Annotated in this window: 15 protein-coding genes; 13 read left to right on the top strand and 2 right to left on the bottom strand. The window is 44.9% G+C overall.

Going from position 1 to position 14934, the window contains the following annotated elements; translation table 11 throughout:
• Nucleotides 1-19: 19 nt before the first annotated feature.
• Entirely contained in the window at nt 20-1342 is a 1323-nt protein-coding gene (locus KDW99_RS17350) for a D-serine ammonia-lyase (RefSeq protein ID WP_255826480.1), read from the top strand.
• 93 nt (nt 1343-1435) lie between these two features.
• Here KDW99_RS17350 and KDW99_RS17345 read toward each other — a convergent pair whose 3' ends face one another.
• Nucleotides 1436-2380 carry a LysR family transcriptional regulator gene (locus tag KDW99_RS17345; RefSeq protein WP_255826478.1) on the bottom strand — a complete coding sequence of 315 codons (945 nt, stop codon included), beginning with the start codon at nt 2378-2380 and terminating at the stop codon, nt 1436-1438.
• A gap of 194 nt (nt 2381-2574) precedes the next feature.
• On the opposite strand from KDW99_RS17345, the gene KDW99_RS17340 reads away from it, so the two are divergent.
• The 9 genes from KDW99_RS17340 to KDW99_RS17300 all read left to right on the top strand — a co-directional run bounded on the left by KDW99_RS17340 (nt 2575) and on the right by KDW99_RS17300 (nt 12415).
• Nucleotides 2575-4152 (top strand): ABC transporter substrate-binding protein, encoded by a 1578-nt coding sequence (locus KDW99_RS17340; RefSeq protein WP_255826476.1) that lies wholly within the window; start codon nt 2575-2577, stop codon nt 4150-4152.
• A 104-nt stretch (nt 4153-4256) separates the two neighbouring features.
• A complete protein-coding gene (locus KDW99_RS17335) occupies nt 4257-5174 on the top strand; it encodes an ABC transporter permease (RefSeq protein ID WP_255826474.1) in 918 nt (305 codons plus the stop codon).
• A gap of 10 nt (nt 5175-5184) precedes the next feature.
• Nucleotides 5185-6102 carry an ABC transporter permease gene (locus KDW99_RS17330; protein ID WP_255826472.1) on the top strand — a complete coding sequence of 306 codons (918 nt, stop codon included), beginning with the start codon at nt 5185-5187 and terminating at the stop codon, nt 6100-6102.
• A gap of 16 nt (nt 6103-6118) precedes the next feature.
• Nucleotides 6119-7114, top strand: coding sequence for an ABC transporter ATP-binding protein (locus KDW99_RS17325; RefSeq protein WP_255826471.1), 996 nt, complete (start codon nt 6119-6121; stop codon nt 7112-7114).
• Entirely contained in the window at nt 7114-7947 is an 834-nt protein-coding gene (locus KDW99_RS17320) for an ATP-binding cassette domain-containing protein (RefSeq protein ID WP_255826469.1), read from the top strand. The genes KDW99_RS17325 and KDW99_RS17320 overlap by 1 nt, the downstream gene beginning before the upstream one ends.
• A gap of 49 nt (nt 7948-7996) precedes the next feature.
• Complete coding sequence (locus KDW99_RS17315) at nt 7997-9412, top strand: M20 family metallopeptidase (protein WP_255826467.1); 1416 nt, start codon at nt 7997-7999, stop codon at nt 9410-9412.
• Nucleotides 9413-9422: 10 nt separating this feature from the next.
• On the top strand, nt 9423-10640 hold the full coding sequence (locus tag KDW99_RS17310) for a M20 family metallopeptidase (RefSeq protein WP_255826465.1): 1218 nt from the start codon (nt 9423-9425) through the stop codon (nt 10638-10640).
• A 29-nt stretch (nt 10641-10669) separates the two neighbouring features.
• The gene (locus tag KDW99_RS17305; protein ID WP_255826463.1) at nt 10670-11077 is read left to right on the top strand and encodes a Rid family detoxifying hydrolase; all 408 of its coding nucleotides are present in this window, start codon (nt 10670-10672) and stop codon (nt 11075-11077) included.
• Nucleotides 11078-11401: 324 nt separating this feature from the next.
• A complete protein-coding gene (locus tag KDW99_RS17300) occupies nt 11402-12415 on the top strand; it encodes a 1-aminocyclopropane-1-carboxylate deaminase (RefSeq protein WP_255826462.1) in 1014 nt (337 codons plus the stop codon).
• Nucleotides 12416-12495: 80 nt separating this feature from the next.
• On the opposite strand, the gene KDW99_RS17295 is transcribed toward KDW99_RS17300, so the two are convergent.
• Nucleotides 12496-12948, bottom strand: coding sequence for an Lrp/AsnC family transcriptional regulator (locus tag KDW99_RS17295; RefSeq protein ID WP_255826460.1), 453 nt, complete (start codon nt 12946-12948; stop codon nt 12496-12498).
• Between the two features lie 296 nt (nt 12949-13244).
• Between KDW99_RS17295 and KDW99_RS17290 the strand changes: the two genes are divergently transcribed.
• From KDW99_RS17290 to KDW99_RS17280, 3 genes are all read left to right on the top strand, one after another.
• On the top strand, nt 13245-13469 hold the full coding sequence (locus KDW99_RS17290; protein WP_255826458.1) for an NIPSNAP family protein: 225 nt from the start codon (nt 13245-13247) through the stop codon (nt 13467-13469).
• 30 nt (nt 13470-13499) lie between these two features.
• On the top strand, nt 13500-13817 hold the full coding sequence (locus KDW99_RS17285; protein WP_255826456.1) for an antibiotic biosynthesis monooxygenase: 318 nt from the start codon (nt 13500-13502) through the stop codon (nt 13815-13817).
• Nucleotides 13818-13922: 105 nt separating this feature from the next.
• Nucleotides 13923-14921: an asparaginase gene (locus tag KDW99_RS17280; RefSeq protein ID WP_255826454.1), complete on the top strand. Its 999-nt coding sequence runs from the start codon at nt 13923-13925 to the stop codon at nt 14919-14921.
• Nucleotides 14922-14934: the final 13 nt, after the last annotated feature.

The raw sequence follows: 14934 nt of genomic DNA, 5'->3' as shown, positions 1-14934 counted from the left end.
GCTTTCATGGAGTATTTAAGTGACTGACTATATTTCTACCCCTGTTGTGCAGTCGCTCATTGCATTGCAGGAAATTACTTGGGTCAATCCGAAAAAAGTGCGTTTTGATGAGGTTCAATCCAAGCTGTCTCTGCAAATGTCAGACATGCTAGATGCGTCGGATCGACTCTCGCGTTTTGCGCCTTATCTTGCTCAAGTGTTTCCCGAAACGGCAGCTACTAATGGCATTATTGAATCTGAATTAAAGGCCATTCCTGCTATGCAGCATGCCTTGTCGGATTCGATGAATCTAGAAATCCTCGGTCGTTTATTGATGAAGTGTGATAATCAATTGCCGATTGCAGGCTCCATCAAAGCTCGCGGAGGAATTTATGAAGTCTTGTTGCATGCTGAGCGTTTGGCGCTAGAGAATGGCTTATTGCAAACCAATGACGATTATCGAGTATTGGATTCAGAGCATTTTCGAGCGCTGTTTGCCAAGCATCAGATCGTCGTCGGATCAACTGGGAACCTTGGCTTAAGCATTGGCATTATGAGTGCTAAATTGGGCTTTGATGTCACGGTTCATATGTCGTCTGATGCCCGTGAATGGAAAAAAGCTTTGCTGAGAAGTAAAGGCGTCAATGTCGTTGAACATACTGCTGATTATGGAGTTGCTGTAGAGCAAGGACGACAGGAAGCCATGCAAAAAGACACGGCGTATTTTATCGATGACGAAGATTCCACTTCGCTGTTTTTAGGCTACAGCGTAGCGGCGTTACGCCTACAAAAACAGCTAGTCGAGCAGGGCATTGTTGTCGATAAGGAGCATCCCTTGTTTGTCTATTTGCCTTGTGGCGTTGGTGGCGCACCAGGCGGTATTACCTTTGGTTTGAAGCAAGTGTTTACTGATCATGTGCATTGTTTCTTTGCTGAGCCTACGCATTCTCCTTGCATGGTATTAGGTATGGAAACGGGCTTGCATAACGGTATTTCGGTGCAAGAGTTGGGCATTGATAATCAAACCTGTGCTGATGGCTTGGCAGTTGGCCGACCTTCTGCTTTTGTTGGCCCTATGATGGATTCGCTGCTCAGCGGTATTTATACGGTTTCTGATGATAATATGTATCGTCATTTGGCCATGTTGGTGGATGCAGAAAGTATTCCAGTGGAACCGTCTGGCGCCGCGGGTGTAAGTGGCGTACTGCGAGTGTTAACTGAGGGCGGTGATTACCTAACGGCTCACCAGCTTGGCGATAAAATGTTGCAAGCAACACATATCATCTGGGCGACGGGCGGCGACATGGTGCCGAAAGAAGAAAGAAAAGCTTACTATCAAAAAGGCCAAGCCTTGCTGTCTTAAAGCACATTTGTCTTAATGAAAGAGCCAAAAGTAATGCTTTGGCTCTTTTCTTCCCCTCTATTTTTTCTCTTTAATAGCGGCGCAGCGGTGCTTTTACGACAGTGCCAAGTTTATATCCTCAATGTTCTCTTCATGCTGCATTTTTTCGATCATGTAATCTAAAAATACTCTCACTGCTGCGGGTAAGGTGCGGCCAGATAGGGTTTGTACTTCAATATTGCGGATGTCCATGCCTCGGTCACGAATCGGGATGGCAACTAGCTCGTTGCTGGCCAGTTGATGGCGCATGGAAATCTCTCCAGCAAGATGAACGCCACCTTCATAGGTCGTAAAGCGGTTTAATGTTGCCATGTTGTTGGATACCAGAACCGGATCGAATAATAGGTTTAAACGACTGCAACAGATATCAAACAGCTGTCTTACTGTGGTGTTTTCTTCTGGTAAGGCAATCGGATAGGGTTGTAATTGCGCGAGAGTGACGGTTTTTTTGTTTGCCAATGGGTGGTTTGGATGGACAACAGCAACGACGGGTGAGGGCTGTCGATAGGCGACTTGGATGTCTTTGGCAGGAGACAAATTTAAAGTAACGCCTATGTCAGCATCGCCATGACTAACACGCCGCGATACTTCCGCAGGTGAGCTGACATTGATATGAAAATGAATACCTTCATGTTTTTTTCGAAAATTTGCAATGTTACGTGGTAAGAATTCCATCGCAAAACCTTCCGAACATGAGATATTTACATGACCTCGATTTAAGCCTTCTAAAGCAGCTATTTCCGATACAACTCTGTCCGATTCTAGTGCGTTCTTACGTGCATACACGGCTAACATTTCACCCGCTGCACTCAATTCCATGCCGCGAGGGCGGCGTTCAAACAGGGTTGTACCAAGAATATCTTCTAGGCTATTTATCTGCCTACTTATAGCGCTCGCTGCTACATTTAGGTGCAATGATGCCTCACTAATAGAACCATATCTAGCGACCTCTAAAAAGTAACGCAGAGCAGTGTCTTGTAAACGTAATGCGGCTTTCATCGTGTTTTTCCTGCATTTTAGTGAATATTGGCGGTTTTTATAGCATTTTGATAATTCTGTCATTTCGCCATAGTCATGCTTTTTTGGCAACGATTCTTTGCATTTTTTTTAATTGTGGCAATGGTTTTTTTTGCATAGTGTGAATGAAAGTTGCATTGCATAAATATCATATTTAAAGGTCTAAAAGGAACGAAATGATGAAAAAAACCAGTCAGAATAAGTTTGCTCTATTTCCTGTATTAGATAACGCTCCACGTAGGACTTTGGTTAGTGTTCTTATTGCTTGCTCACTGGTTGGTGCTGCCGCGCCAGCATTAGCTAATAAGGCGAACGATACCTTGATATACGCGGTAGGACTTGAGCCAGAAAATGTCAGCCCTTATCACAATAATGTGCGAGAAGGGATTATTTTGTCGCATCTTGCTTGGGATACTTTGATTTATCGAGACATGGAAACAGGCGAGTATCAGCCTTTGTTGGCAACCAGCTGGAAGTGGGAAGATCCGACTCATTTGCTTTTCACTTTGCGTAAAGGCGTCACTTTTCAAAACGGCGATGCTTTTAGTGCAGCGGATGTGGCTTTCACCTTTAATTATGTCACTTCACCTGAGTCTAAAATCGTCACCCGCCAAAACGTCGATTGGATAGATCATGCAGAACAATTAGACGATTACACGGTACGTTTAGTTCTGAAACAGCCTTTCCCAGCGGCATTGGAATATTTATCTGGTCCAACGCCTATTTTCCCTGAAAAATATTTTAAATCCGTTGGCATTGAAGGCTATGCCAAAGCGCCAATTGGTACTGGCCCTTATAAAATTACCGAGGTGTTGAGTGGTGAAGGGGCGAATTTAGAGCGTTATGAAGGCTATTTTGAAGGTGGTCCAATTAAAAAGCCAGCCATCGGTAAAATCCAATTTAGAGTCATTCCTGACCCAGATGCTCGTCTTGCTCAGCTGATGACAGGCGGCGTTGATTGGACTTGGCGTGTGCCGTCAGACCAGGCGGATGAAATGAAAATGATGCCTAATTTGCAGGTGATTAGTTCCGAAACCATGCGCGTGGGTTATTTGGCAATGGATACCAGTAGTGAGGCGTTAAAGGATTCACCATTCCGCAATAAATTAGTTCGTGAAGCGGTGAATTATGCGATCAATCGCGATGCGCTGGCGAATGAACTCGTACGTGGTGGAAGCCGTGCTCTTTACACTCCATGTTTTCCTACGCAGTTTGGTTGTGACCTATCTGCTGCGAAAAAATACGCCTATGACCCAGCGAAAGCGAAAGTTTTGCTTGCTGAGGCCGGTTATCCAAATGGTTTCCAGACGGACTTTTATGCTTACCGAGATATGGACTTAGCCGAGGCTATTTTGGGTGATCTTCGTGCTGTTGGTATTACGTCTAAAATGCACATGTTGACCTATGCTGCGTTACGTAAAGAACAACGTTCAGGCAAGGTGCCTTTAGCGTTCCAGACGTGGGGTTCTTATTCTGTGAATGATGCATCTGCCATTATCAGTGTGTATTTCAATGGTGGCGCAGATGACATAAATCATGACAGTAGTGTTGTGAACTTGTTGAACGCGGCGGATACCAATGTTACCCCTGAGATTCGCAAGAAAAACTACAGTGACGCAATTAAAAAAATTACCCAAGAAGCCTATTGGGCGCCCATGTTTTCATACTCAAGTAACTACGCCTTCAGTAAAGAGCTGAATTTTACCGCTTATCCTGATGAACTTCCTCGCTTTGTAGAATCAAGCTGGAAGTAATAAGTAAGACGCTTACTACTTGATTTAAACAGGTGAAGTAAGCGTCGCTAGTTTGCGTTTAGGTGTATCGACACAAAGGTGCAAAGGCGTTTTGGGGAGAAGTTATGTTGGTATTTATAATTCGTCGATTACTGGTGGCGTTTAGTGTGGCAATCACTGTGTCTATTGTGAGTTTTATGTTGCTGCACTTGTCAGGTGATTTGGCTATTTCAATAGCAGGTCCAGAATCCACAGCTGAACAAGTAGAGCAGATCCGTATCGATTTTGGTTTGGATAAACCTATGGTTTATCAATATTTTGATTGGTTATGGGCGGCGGTGCAGTTGGATTTTGGCCGTTCTTATTATTTTCAAGATACCGTGATGTCGCTTATTAGTGACCGATTGCCTGTCACACTGACATTGGGTGGTTTGGCGCTTGCATTGGCGACAGTTATTGCGATTCCTCTTGGTGTGATTGCGGCGATTAAACAAGATACCTGGATTGACCGCTTGGCGTTGACCATTGCGGTTATTGGTCAGGCCATGCCGAGCTTTTGGTTTGGTTTAACCTTGATAGTTATCTTTGCGGTGAATCTGCATTGGCTGCCCGCGGGTGGCAATGCAACATGGCAGCATTTTGTTTTACCTGCTATTGCGCTGGGTTATTACGCTATGCCAGCCATGATGCGTTTGACCCGAACTGGCATGTTAGAAGTGTTGAATTCCGATTACATTCGCACCGCTCGTTCCAAGGGGTTGAATGAGTCCACTGTCATTTTTAAACACGCTCTGCGCAATGCAGTGATACCGGTTGTTGCCTTGGCAGCGGTTGAGCTGGGTTTTATGTTGGGCGGCTCGGTGGTCATCGAATCGGTGTTTTCTCTAAAAGGTTTAGGCCAGCTCGCGTGGGATGCGATTACCCGTAATGATTATCCCGTGGTGCAAGCCGTGGTTTTGATTATTGCGGTGTTTTATATCCTGTTAACTTTTTTAGCAGATGTGATCAACGCCATGCTTGATCCACGTTTGCGTGTCCGCTGAGGTGTCTACTATGTCTGATTCTACTTCTACTGTTTCAACAGCTTCGAGCCCCAATTCTTTTTTACCAGAGGTACCAGAATGGCGTCGCATGATGAATCTCTTCTTGGATCACCGTGGTTTGTTAATAGGGTCGATCATTCTTGGTGTGATTGTCATATTGGCGATTTTAGCGCCTTGGTTAGCGCCTCATGACCCTTATTTGCAGAATATTTCTCAACGCATGATTCCGCCAGTTTGGCACGATAAAGGCTCTTGGGAGCACGTGTTTGGCACCGACAAATTAGGTCGAGATTACCTAAGTCGTTTGCTTTACGGGGCGCGAATTTCCTTGACGATTGGTTTGTCCGCTGCACTTATTTCTGGGTTTATCGGCACCACATTGGGCGTATTGGCTGGCTATTTTGGTGGCAGAGTGGATGCGGTGATTAGTTACATCATTACCACGCGTTTAGCGATGCCAGTGGTTCTTGTTGCATTGGCAATGTCTGCTTTGGTGGGTGGTTCCTTGCAGATGGTGATCATCTTATTGGGCTTACTGTTGTGGGATCGATTCGCGGTGGTGGCGCGCTCCACTACCCAGCAATTACGTGATGCCGAGTTTATTGCTTCGGCCAAAGTGTTAGGTGCATCAACGACTTATATTTTGGTGCGTGAATTATTACCTAATATTTTAAGTGCACTGATTGTAGTGATGACCTTGGAAATGGCTCATGCCATTTTGCTAGAAGCGACCTTGTCCTTTTTAGGCTTGGGCGTACAGCCGCCCATGCCATCTTGGGGGTTAATGATCTCAGAAGGTAAGGCGTACATGTTTTTCAAAACGTGGGTCATTGCGATTCCCGGTATTGCACTGATGGTGTTGGTATTGGCGATTAACCTAGTAGGCGACGGTTTGCGAGATATGAACGCACCAGAAGGCCGGAATTAAGGCCAGAGGAGACATCATGAAACGAGTACTCGACGTAAAAAATTTACAAGTCAGTCTACCAACGCCAAATGGTAATTTGCGTGCGGTGCGCGGTATTGATTTGCAAGTGAATAAAGGTGAAATGCTCTGTATTGTAGGGGAATCAGGCTGTGGTAAATCCATGACGTCGATGGCGCTGATGGGGTTGTTACCGAAGCGTGCCGAAGTGACCGCTGAGACAATGCATTTCGACGGTATGGATTTATTGTCTTTATCGAAAAAAGAGCGCAATCAAGTACGCGGTATGCGCATGTCGATGATTTTCCAAGAGCCAATGACTTCACTGAATCCTTCTTATACCTTGGGCAATCAGCTTTGTGAAGGCATTATTAAACACAAAAAAGTAAGCAAAGACGAAGCCAAAAAACGCGCAGTGTATTTATTGGAGCGTGCTGGTGTACCTTATCCGGAGAAGCGTTTAGATCAATATCCACATCAATTATCAGGTGGTTTGCGTCAACGGGTGATGATCGCGATGGCGCTGATGTGCGAGCCAGATTTGATCATCGCTGATGAGCCAACCACAGCGCTAGATGTCACGATTCAAGCGCAGATATTACGTTTGATACGTGAGCTTCAACAAGAATTTGGCACCGCCGTTATTTTTATCACCCATGACCTTGGTGTGGTGGCGCGTATCGCTGATCGTGTGGCGGTGATGTATGCCGGCCAAGTGGTGGAAAGCGCTGCGGCAAAAGACTTATTTGCTGACCCACAACATCCTTATACCAAGGGCTTGCTTAACTGTATTCCCATTCCAGGTAAAACTTTACCTGGAAGTCACTTGGAATCTATTTCTGGCGTGGTGCCGAGTTTGATTGGCGAGCTCAAAGGTTGTGCATTTGAAAATCGTTGTAGCGCCTCTATAAGCGAGTGTTGTTACCGTTCGCCTAGCCTAGAAAATCATCTAGGTGCAGAGGATCATCAAGTACGTTGTCCGGTTGCGATGACGTCGTTTAAGGAGGCGATGTAATGTCAGAATACGCTTTGGAATTAACGAACTTGTCGCGTCATTTTCATCTTAAAAATGGCGCTTTTAAAGAGCCAACATTACTAAAAGCAGTGGACGGTATTTCATTGCGCATTCGTCCCGGTGAGACTTTAGGTTTGGTGGGAGAATCTGGCTGTGGCAAAAGCACCTTGGCAAAAATGATTCTAGGTTTGTTAGAGCCAACCGATGGTGATGTGTTGATTAATGACAAGATGCGCGGTGCTAGTTCTCGCTTATCTATGTCTCGTCAGCTGCAACCGATTTTTCAAGATCCTTATTCATCTTTGAACCCACGTAAAACCATCGAACAAATTATTCGTTTACCCTTGCAGCTGCATAAAATTGGTGACGCTAAGAGTCAGCAAAAAGCGGTGAAAGACATCAGCGATTTGGTGGGCTTACCTGAACGTTTGTTAAAAAATTATCCGGGTCAATTGTCAGGAGGCCAGCGTCAACGAGTTGCTATTGCGCGTGCTTTGATTCTTAAACCTAACATCTTGGTGTGTGATGAGCCTACGTCGGCGCTGGATGTGTCTGTACAGGCGCAAATTCTTAACCTCTTGATGGATTTGAAGAAAGAGCTAGGGCTGACATATTTATTTATCAGTCATAACCTTGGCGTAGTGGAACATTTAGTGGATCGCGTGGCGGTGATGTATCGCGGCAAAATTGTCGAGCAGGGCACCCGAGAAGGGATTTTTCAAAATGCTCAACATCCTTATACACAAGCTTTGTTGTCATCTGTTTTGACCCCAGAGCCGGCTTTGGGATTGCCTGATGTGTTGGATTCTAGTGCGTGGGATAGGGCTTCTTAAATACTTTTCATTTTGACTTGTTACCTATTTATTTTTTTAAGGAGAGATCATGAGTCGCCAATCTACTATTCAGGGAGCGGAGTTTTATTTCGATTCTGGTGCATTTTTTACGGCATTAGAACAGCGCGTTAGCGTTCACAGTGAAAGTCAAAATCACGATGCGTTTGATCAGTTACATGCATATTTACAAAACATTATTATACCGGAATTGGCTTCTTTAGGCTTTCAATCACGCATTGTGGCGAATCCTGTGACCGAACCAAACCAACCGGGGTCTTGGCCATTTTTGATTGCGGAACGAATCGAAGATCCAGCGCTATTAACGTTACTGACTTATGGTCACGGGGATGTAGTGCGCGGTTATGATGATCAATGGAAAACAGGATTGTCACCATGGAAGGTCGTGGTAGATGGCGACCGTTGGTATGGACGTGGGACGGCGGATAATAAAGGTCAGCACACCATTAACTTTGCGGCACTGAAGCAGGTGATAGAGGCGAAAGAAGGCCAGTTAGGCTTTAACGTCAAGGTGATTGTAGAAATGGGTGAAGAAGCTGGATCACCCGGATTGGCCGAGCTTTGTCAGCTTCATAAAGAGGAACTGGCAGCGGATTTGTTTATTGCCTCCGATGGCCCAAGGCTGAGTGCTGAGCATCCGACTATTTTCCTCGGTTCCCGTGGTGGCTTTAATTTTGATCTGAAAGTGTTGTTGCGCGATGGAGCGCATCATTCTGGTAATTGGGGCGGATTATTGAGTAACGCTGGCACACGTTTGGCCCATGCTTGGGCGTCTATGGTGGATGCTAAAGGCAAGATTTTAGTCAAAGGGTTGTTGCCAGCGCGTTTACCTGAGTCGGTTCGAGTTGCTTTAAAAGATATTCCCGTGGGGGAAGGCGCGAACAGCCCTGCTATTGATTCTAACTGGGGAGAGCCAGGTTTAACCTCAGCAGAGCGGGTTTTTGCATGGAATACCTTGGAAATGCTGGCCTGTAAAACCGGCAATCCAGATATGCCGGTGAATGCTATTCCCGGTTACGCCAGCGCCCATTGTCAGCTGCGTTTTGTGGTTGAAAGCGACAGCCAAAACTTCTTAAAACACATTCGAGATCATTTGGATCTACATGGTTTTAGTGATGTTGAAGTCACTGATAGCGGCCATACGATGGAGGCGACACGCCTTGATCCAGAAGATCCTTGGGTGGGTTGGGCTTTGGGTTCTCTTGCGAAAACAACGGGAAAGAAACCAGTGTTATTGCCTAATCTAGGTGGCTCATTACCAAATGATGTGTTTGCTAATATTCTCAATTTACCCACCGTTTGGGTGCCACATTCTTACCCTGCGTGCAGTCAACATGCGCCAAATGAACATGTTTTAGCATCCGTATGTCGTGAAGCTTTGCAGATTATGACGGGGCTTTTTTGGGATTTATCAGAACAAGGCGCCACGATTCAGGCAGCACGTTAAGGAGAGCAACATGACATTCGCAACAGCAAAAAAGCTAAGCAATAACGCACTCGCGCCTTATGCGGATTTACTCTGTGATTGGCTCGCCACTCAAGAGGACGAGATGATTCAGTGTCTGCAAGAATTAGTTGATACCGATTCTAACAGCTATGACAAAGAAGGCGTTGATGCGGCTGGGCGGTTAATGGCGGCTTGGTTAGAAGCCGACGGTATCGAATGCCACTGGCATAAATCAGATAGTTCTGGCGATGTGTTGGAAGCACGTATTGGCTCTGGATTTGATAAAAAAGATTCTCAGCCGGCCATCTTTTTGATGGGACACAGAGACACAGTTTTCCCAAAAGGCACGGTGGCAACACGCGGCTTTACTCGTGATGGTATGACCGCGTTTGGACCTGGGGTCGCGGATATGAAATCTGGTCTGGTGTTGAATTGTTTTGTGTTAAGAGGTTTGCAGTATTTGTTGAATAACTCTGACATTGAGGAATTGCCTCACCCCGTTGTTGGCTTGTTTACGGGCGATGAAGAAATCGGTTCGCCAGAAGGACGTCATGTTATTCAGCAAATGGTGAAAGGGGCAAAAGCGGTGCTCAATGCTGAACCGGGTCGCATCAGCGGCAATGTGGTATCGGCTCGAAAAGGCGGTGCGAGCTTTGAAATTGTCGTCAAAGGTAAAGCCGCGCATTCAGGAGTAAACCATGCCGATGGCGCTAGTGCGATTGGGGCGTTAGCTTTGATCATCACGGATTTACATGCTCTCACCGATTATAAAACAGGCGTCACGACCAATGTCGGTTTGATTAGCGGTGGCATGTCTTCCAATACCATTGCGCCGGATGCAAAAGCCAAATTGGATTTACGCTACATTACCAAAGAGCAAATGGTGAATGCCATGGACGCGATTCAGGCCATTGTCGATATTCCTAAAATCCCTGGTGTTACAGCGTCGGTAAAACTGATTTCAGCGTTTCATCCGTTTGAATCCAGCATGAGCGATACCTTGCTGAAGCATTACCAGGCGCAAGCAGAATCGCTGGGTTTCTCGGTTGAAGGAGAATTTACCGGTGGCTGTTCTGACGCGGGTTTTACGTCGTCAATGGGCGTTCCGACTTTGTGTGGAACAGGACCTGTGGGGGCGAAAATGCACACCGATGGTGAGCTTTGTTTGCTCGATACCTTTGTTCCACGTACTCAAGCAGTCGCCAAAAGTGTATTGCTTTTGCCGTAGAGGGTCCAATCTTCTAAAGGAGATATGTCATGCTTCATTCAATCGAAACCGAGTTGGCGCCATCCGAATCGGATGTTTGCTCTCAAGCAATAAAGTCTGGTAACTGGGCATTCCTATCTGGGCAAATTCCTCTTGTTGTTGGATCCAATCGTTTATTACAAGGCTCGATGGCCGAACAAACGGCTCAGGTTTTTCATAATTTAAATGCGGTGGCAATCGCATCGGGTGGTTCTCTTGAACAAGTGGTGAAACTGACTATTTATCTTAAAGACATGTCGAAACTTGCAGAATTTAATGAGGCAATGATTAAGTATTTAAGTTCGCCACTTCCTGCGAGGGCGGTTGTCTCGGTCAGTGCAATGCCAATGGATGCTGAAGTGCAGGTGGAAGCCATTATGATGATTCCAGATCCAGTTTGGTCGCTTGCAGTGACTTAAATTTATATTTAAATAGAAAAAGCGTTGACCTCCCTTAGGCCGCTGATACGATTCGCAAGAAGATCGTATCAGCGGTTTTTTTGTGCCTAGTTTTTCTGGTGCTATGCCCTGAAGAGGTATAAATAACTAGGATGGATGTCTGTTTTTAGTGTAGATAGAGTATTTCGTAATTTATTAATTTATGATAAAAATAAATTAATTTTTTATTGAATATTGGTTTTTATTTGTCAAAAAAAGACATTATTAGAAAGCACATTTCATTTCCTTTTCGGTACTCTGGTAACAACTTAAATCACAAACATAAAGCCAAAAGGAACGACCACTATGAATCTGAAAAAATTTGAACGTTACCCACTTACCTTTGGACCAACGCCAATTGAAAAGCTTCAGCGCCTGTCTGATCACTTAGGCAATATTGAAGTCTATGCGAAACGTGAAGACTGTAATTCTGGTTTGGCACTGGGCGGTAACAAGCTACGTAAATTGGAATACATTGTGCCGGATGCGATTGCATCGGGTGCGGATACCTTGGTCAGTATCGGCGGTGTGCAATCCAACCATACTCGTTTGGTCACCGCGACGGCGGCAAAAATTGGTATGAAATGTCGCTTGGTACAAGAAAGCTGGGTGCCATTTGAAGACGCCGTTTACGACCGTGTTGGTAACATACTGATGAGTCGTGTGATGGGCGCTGACATCGATTTAGTGAATGATGGATTTGATATTGGTATTCGTGAAAGCTGGAAAAACGCCATAGAAGACGTGAAAGCGAAAGGGGGTATTCCGTACCCAATTCCAGCAGGTGCGTCAGTGCATAAGTATGGTGGCTTGGGTTATGTAGGGTTTGCTGAGGAAGTGCGCGAGCAAGAAAAAGAATTAGGCTTCAAGTTCGATTACATTGTGGTTTGTACGGTAACGGGTTCTACTCATGCTGGTATGGCTGTTGGTTTTGCAGCTGATGGTCGTTCTAAAAATGTGATTGGTATCGATGCGTCTGGCACGCCACAGCAAACACGAGATCAAGTGTTGGCGATAGCGAAAAATACCGCCGAATTGGTAGAGCTAGGGCGTGAAATGACCGCTGATGATATCGTTATCAATGAAGATTATGCTTATCCTGCTTATGGCGTGCCATCAGACGAAACAAACGATGCTATTCGTTTAGTTGCTCGTTTAGAAGGTATGATGACAGACCCAGTATATGAAGGGAAATCTATGCAAGGTTTGATTGGTTTAGCGCAAAAAGGTTTTTTCCCTGAAGGTTCTAAAGTACTTTACGCCCACCTTGGTGGGGTTCCTGCTATCAATGGCTATAGTTATATTTATCGTAACGGCTAATGTGAGTTTTTAGCATTGCTCGTCATTTCGTGAAAAGGCTTCCATAGGGAAGCCTTTTTCAGTGTGCCGCGGAAAGACGCTTAAAACGCCAATGGCGCGTTATCTTTGACTTCTTTCATGACAAAAAAAGTGCGTAATTGCCGAACACTTGGCAACGCCAATAATTGGTCACTATGTAGTTTATTAAAGTCGGCCATGTCCTTCACTCGGACCTTTAGGAAGTAATCAAAATCTCCCGCGACTAGGTGGCAATCCAAAATGAAAGGTAACTTAGAAATAGCACCTTCAAACGTCGCAAAGCTCTCTTGTGTTGATCTATCTAAAACTACGCCGACTAACACCAAGGCACTGCGGTCTACTTTCTCAGGTGCAATCACAGCACGTACTTCGTTAATATAGCCCTCTTTAAAAAGTTGGTGTGTCCTTCGATGGCAAGTAGCCGGACTCACGTTGACCTGCTCTGCTAAATCCGCATTGGTAAGGCGGCCATCTTTTTGTAATAAGCGCAGAATTTTTTTATCAATTTTGTCCATATAACTGTCCTAAAAATTCTATATACATTAAATAGTTGAGAGACTTTTATTGAAAATATCAAAAACTTGCAATAAAAGGAATTTTTATAGCTGATATTTAAAATATCCACTTAGCAATGATTTTGTGATGATGTCGGATAGTTCAGAAGCTTGTAAGCTCACTCCGGATTCCTGTTTAGGTGGGGGATTGTTTGAAATAGAAGTATTTACTGAATGATTACTTTCTATGTAAGGTATGTAATCGATCTGAAAAGCAGAAAGCGTGCTTTACGGATAAGTAAGGAGGTGGATTTTTTTTGGTTGAAAAATTTGGTGGTCAGCATAATGGTTACTTTCTACCTTCAGAGGGGGCGAATAACATCGCATTAGCGTTATTTACATTCGAGAGCCTATCCGCATACGAAGAGTATCGTCACCAGTCTTTAAGCGATTCTGACTGTATTAAAGCATTTGAATTTGCGGATAGAGTGGACTGTATTATCAGTTACGAGCGTAGCTTTTTTAGACCTGTTCTTGGTTAAATAAGGTGTTCGGTAATATAAGGAGATAAGATGTTTATTGCGGTTTATGAGTTTGAAATCAAAGAAGGCACGGAAGTTTCTTTTCGTGCGGCATGGCTTGAAGTGACAAAAGCGATTTATAAGAACTGTGGCAGTTTTGGTTCAAGGTTGCATACGTCCGATAAATCCAATGTTTTGGTGGGCTATGCGCAATGGCCAAGCCGAGAGCAATGGGAAAAAATTAGCGACCTTGATGACGAGAGTTACCAACGTGCCCGTAAAGAAATGCGAAATTGTTTAGCTAAGTCGAAAACGGTTTATGAGCTAGATGTCTGTGATGATTACCTGCAAACCTCTTTGGCATCGTAGGGATAAAAAAAGCTTCTTCTGGCAAGTTGTTTTATCCCTACGGTCAGCTTACTCTGTTTCTAATATTTTATTTTAACTTCCATTCTTAGATACAGGAACAGCCCTATGCAGCATGCATCTCTTTCCGTGCATGTAACACGCGGCGGTATCGTTGAAAGTGAACACAGTATTAAAGCGGTTATTGTTTCTAGCACAGGTACAATCGTTGAATCTTGGGGCGATGTAGATGCCTTGGTTTATCCTCGCAGTGCGATTAAAGCAATGCAGGCGTTGGCTTTTATTGAGATGGGAGGGGCGGAACGTTTTGGGTTCAGTAACGATGAAATTTCCATTTGTTGTGCGTCTCATAATGGCGAACCAGAACATGTAGCAACTGTACAAAGTATGCTGGATAAACTGGCGTCGTCTGAGGCGGATTTTGAATGTGGTTGTCATTGGCCCATGCGTGCTGAAGCGGGTTATGTGCTAGCCGGTGAAGGAAAAGAGCCAAATCAGCTACATAACAACTGCTCTGGAAAGCACGCGGGAATGCTGGGGTTGGCGAAGTTGCTTGGTGTTTCATCAGAAGGCTACATTGGTATTGATCACCCTGTGCAGCAGAAGATTGCCGGTACCATGGCGGATATGTGTGAGTACGATTACAGCACAGCACCTTGGTCCCCAGACGGTTGCTCCGCACCTACATGGGCTATGCCGCTAACGAATCTTGCTTTAGCATTTGCTAAGTTTGCTAGTCCTGATAGCTTATCAACAGAGCGCCAGAAAGCCTGTAAAACCTTATATGACGCAGTAGTTGAGTATCCTTTTATGGTGGCTGGGACGGCGCGTTACTGTACCGATATGATGAGAATTTTACAGAAGCGCGTCTTTCTAAAAGTGGGTGCGGAAGGTGTTTATGTTGCAGCGATTCCAGAATTGAAGCTTGCCATAGCGCTAAAGTGTGAAGATGGCGCCGTTCGAGCAGCGGAATCTGTGATGACCGCATTATTGGATCATGTGGGTATTACCACCTTCGTTGCGGATAACATCATGCAAAAATACCGCTCTGTTACGTTGAAAAATTGGGAAAAGCGCACAACAGGTACGATTGTTTGCCAAATCTGATTCGTTAAACCTT

The organism is Marinomonas rhizomae (assembly GCF_024397855.1).
Taxonomy (GTDB): Bacteria; Pseudomonadota; Gammaproteobacteria; order Pseudomonadales; family Marinomonadaceae; genus Marinomonas; species Marinomonas rhizomae_A.
The sequence above is the reverse complement of the archived record's forward strand: the minus strand, read 5'-3'. Positions and strand labels throughout refer to the sequence as shown.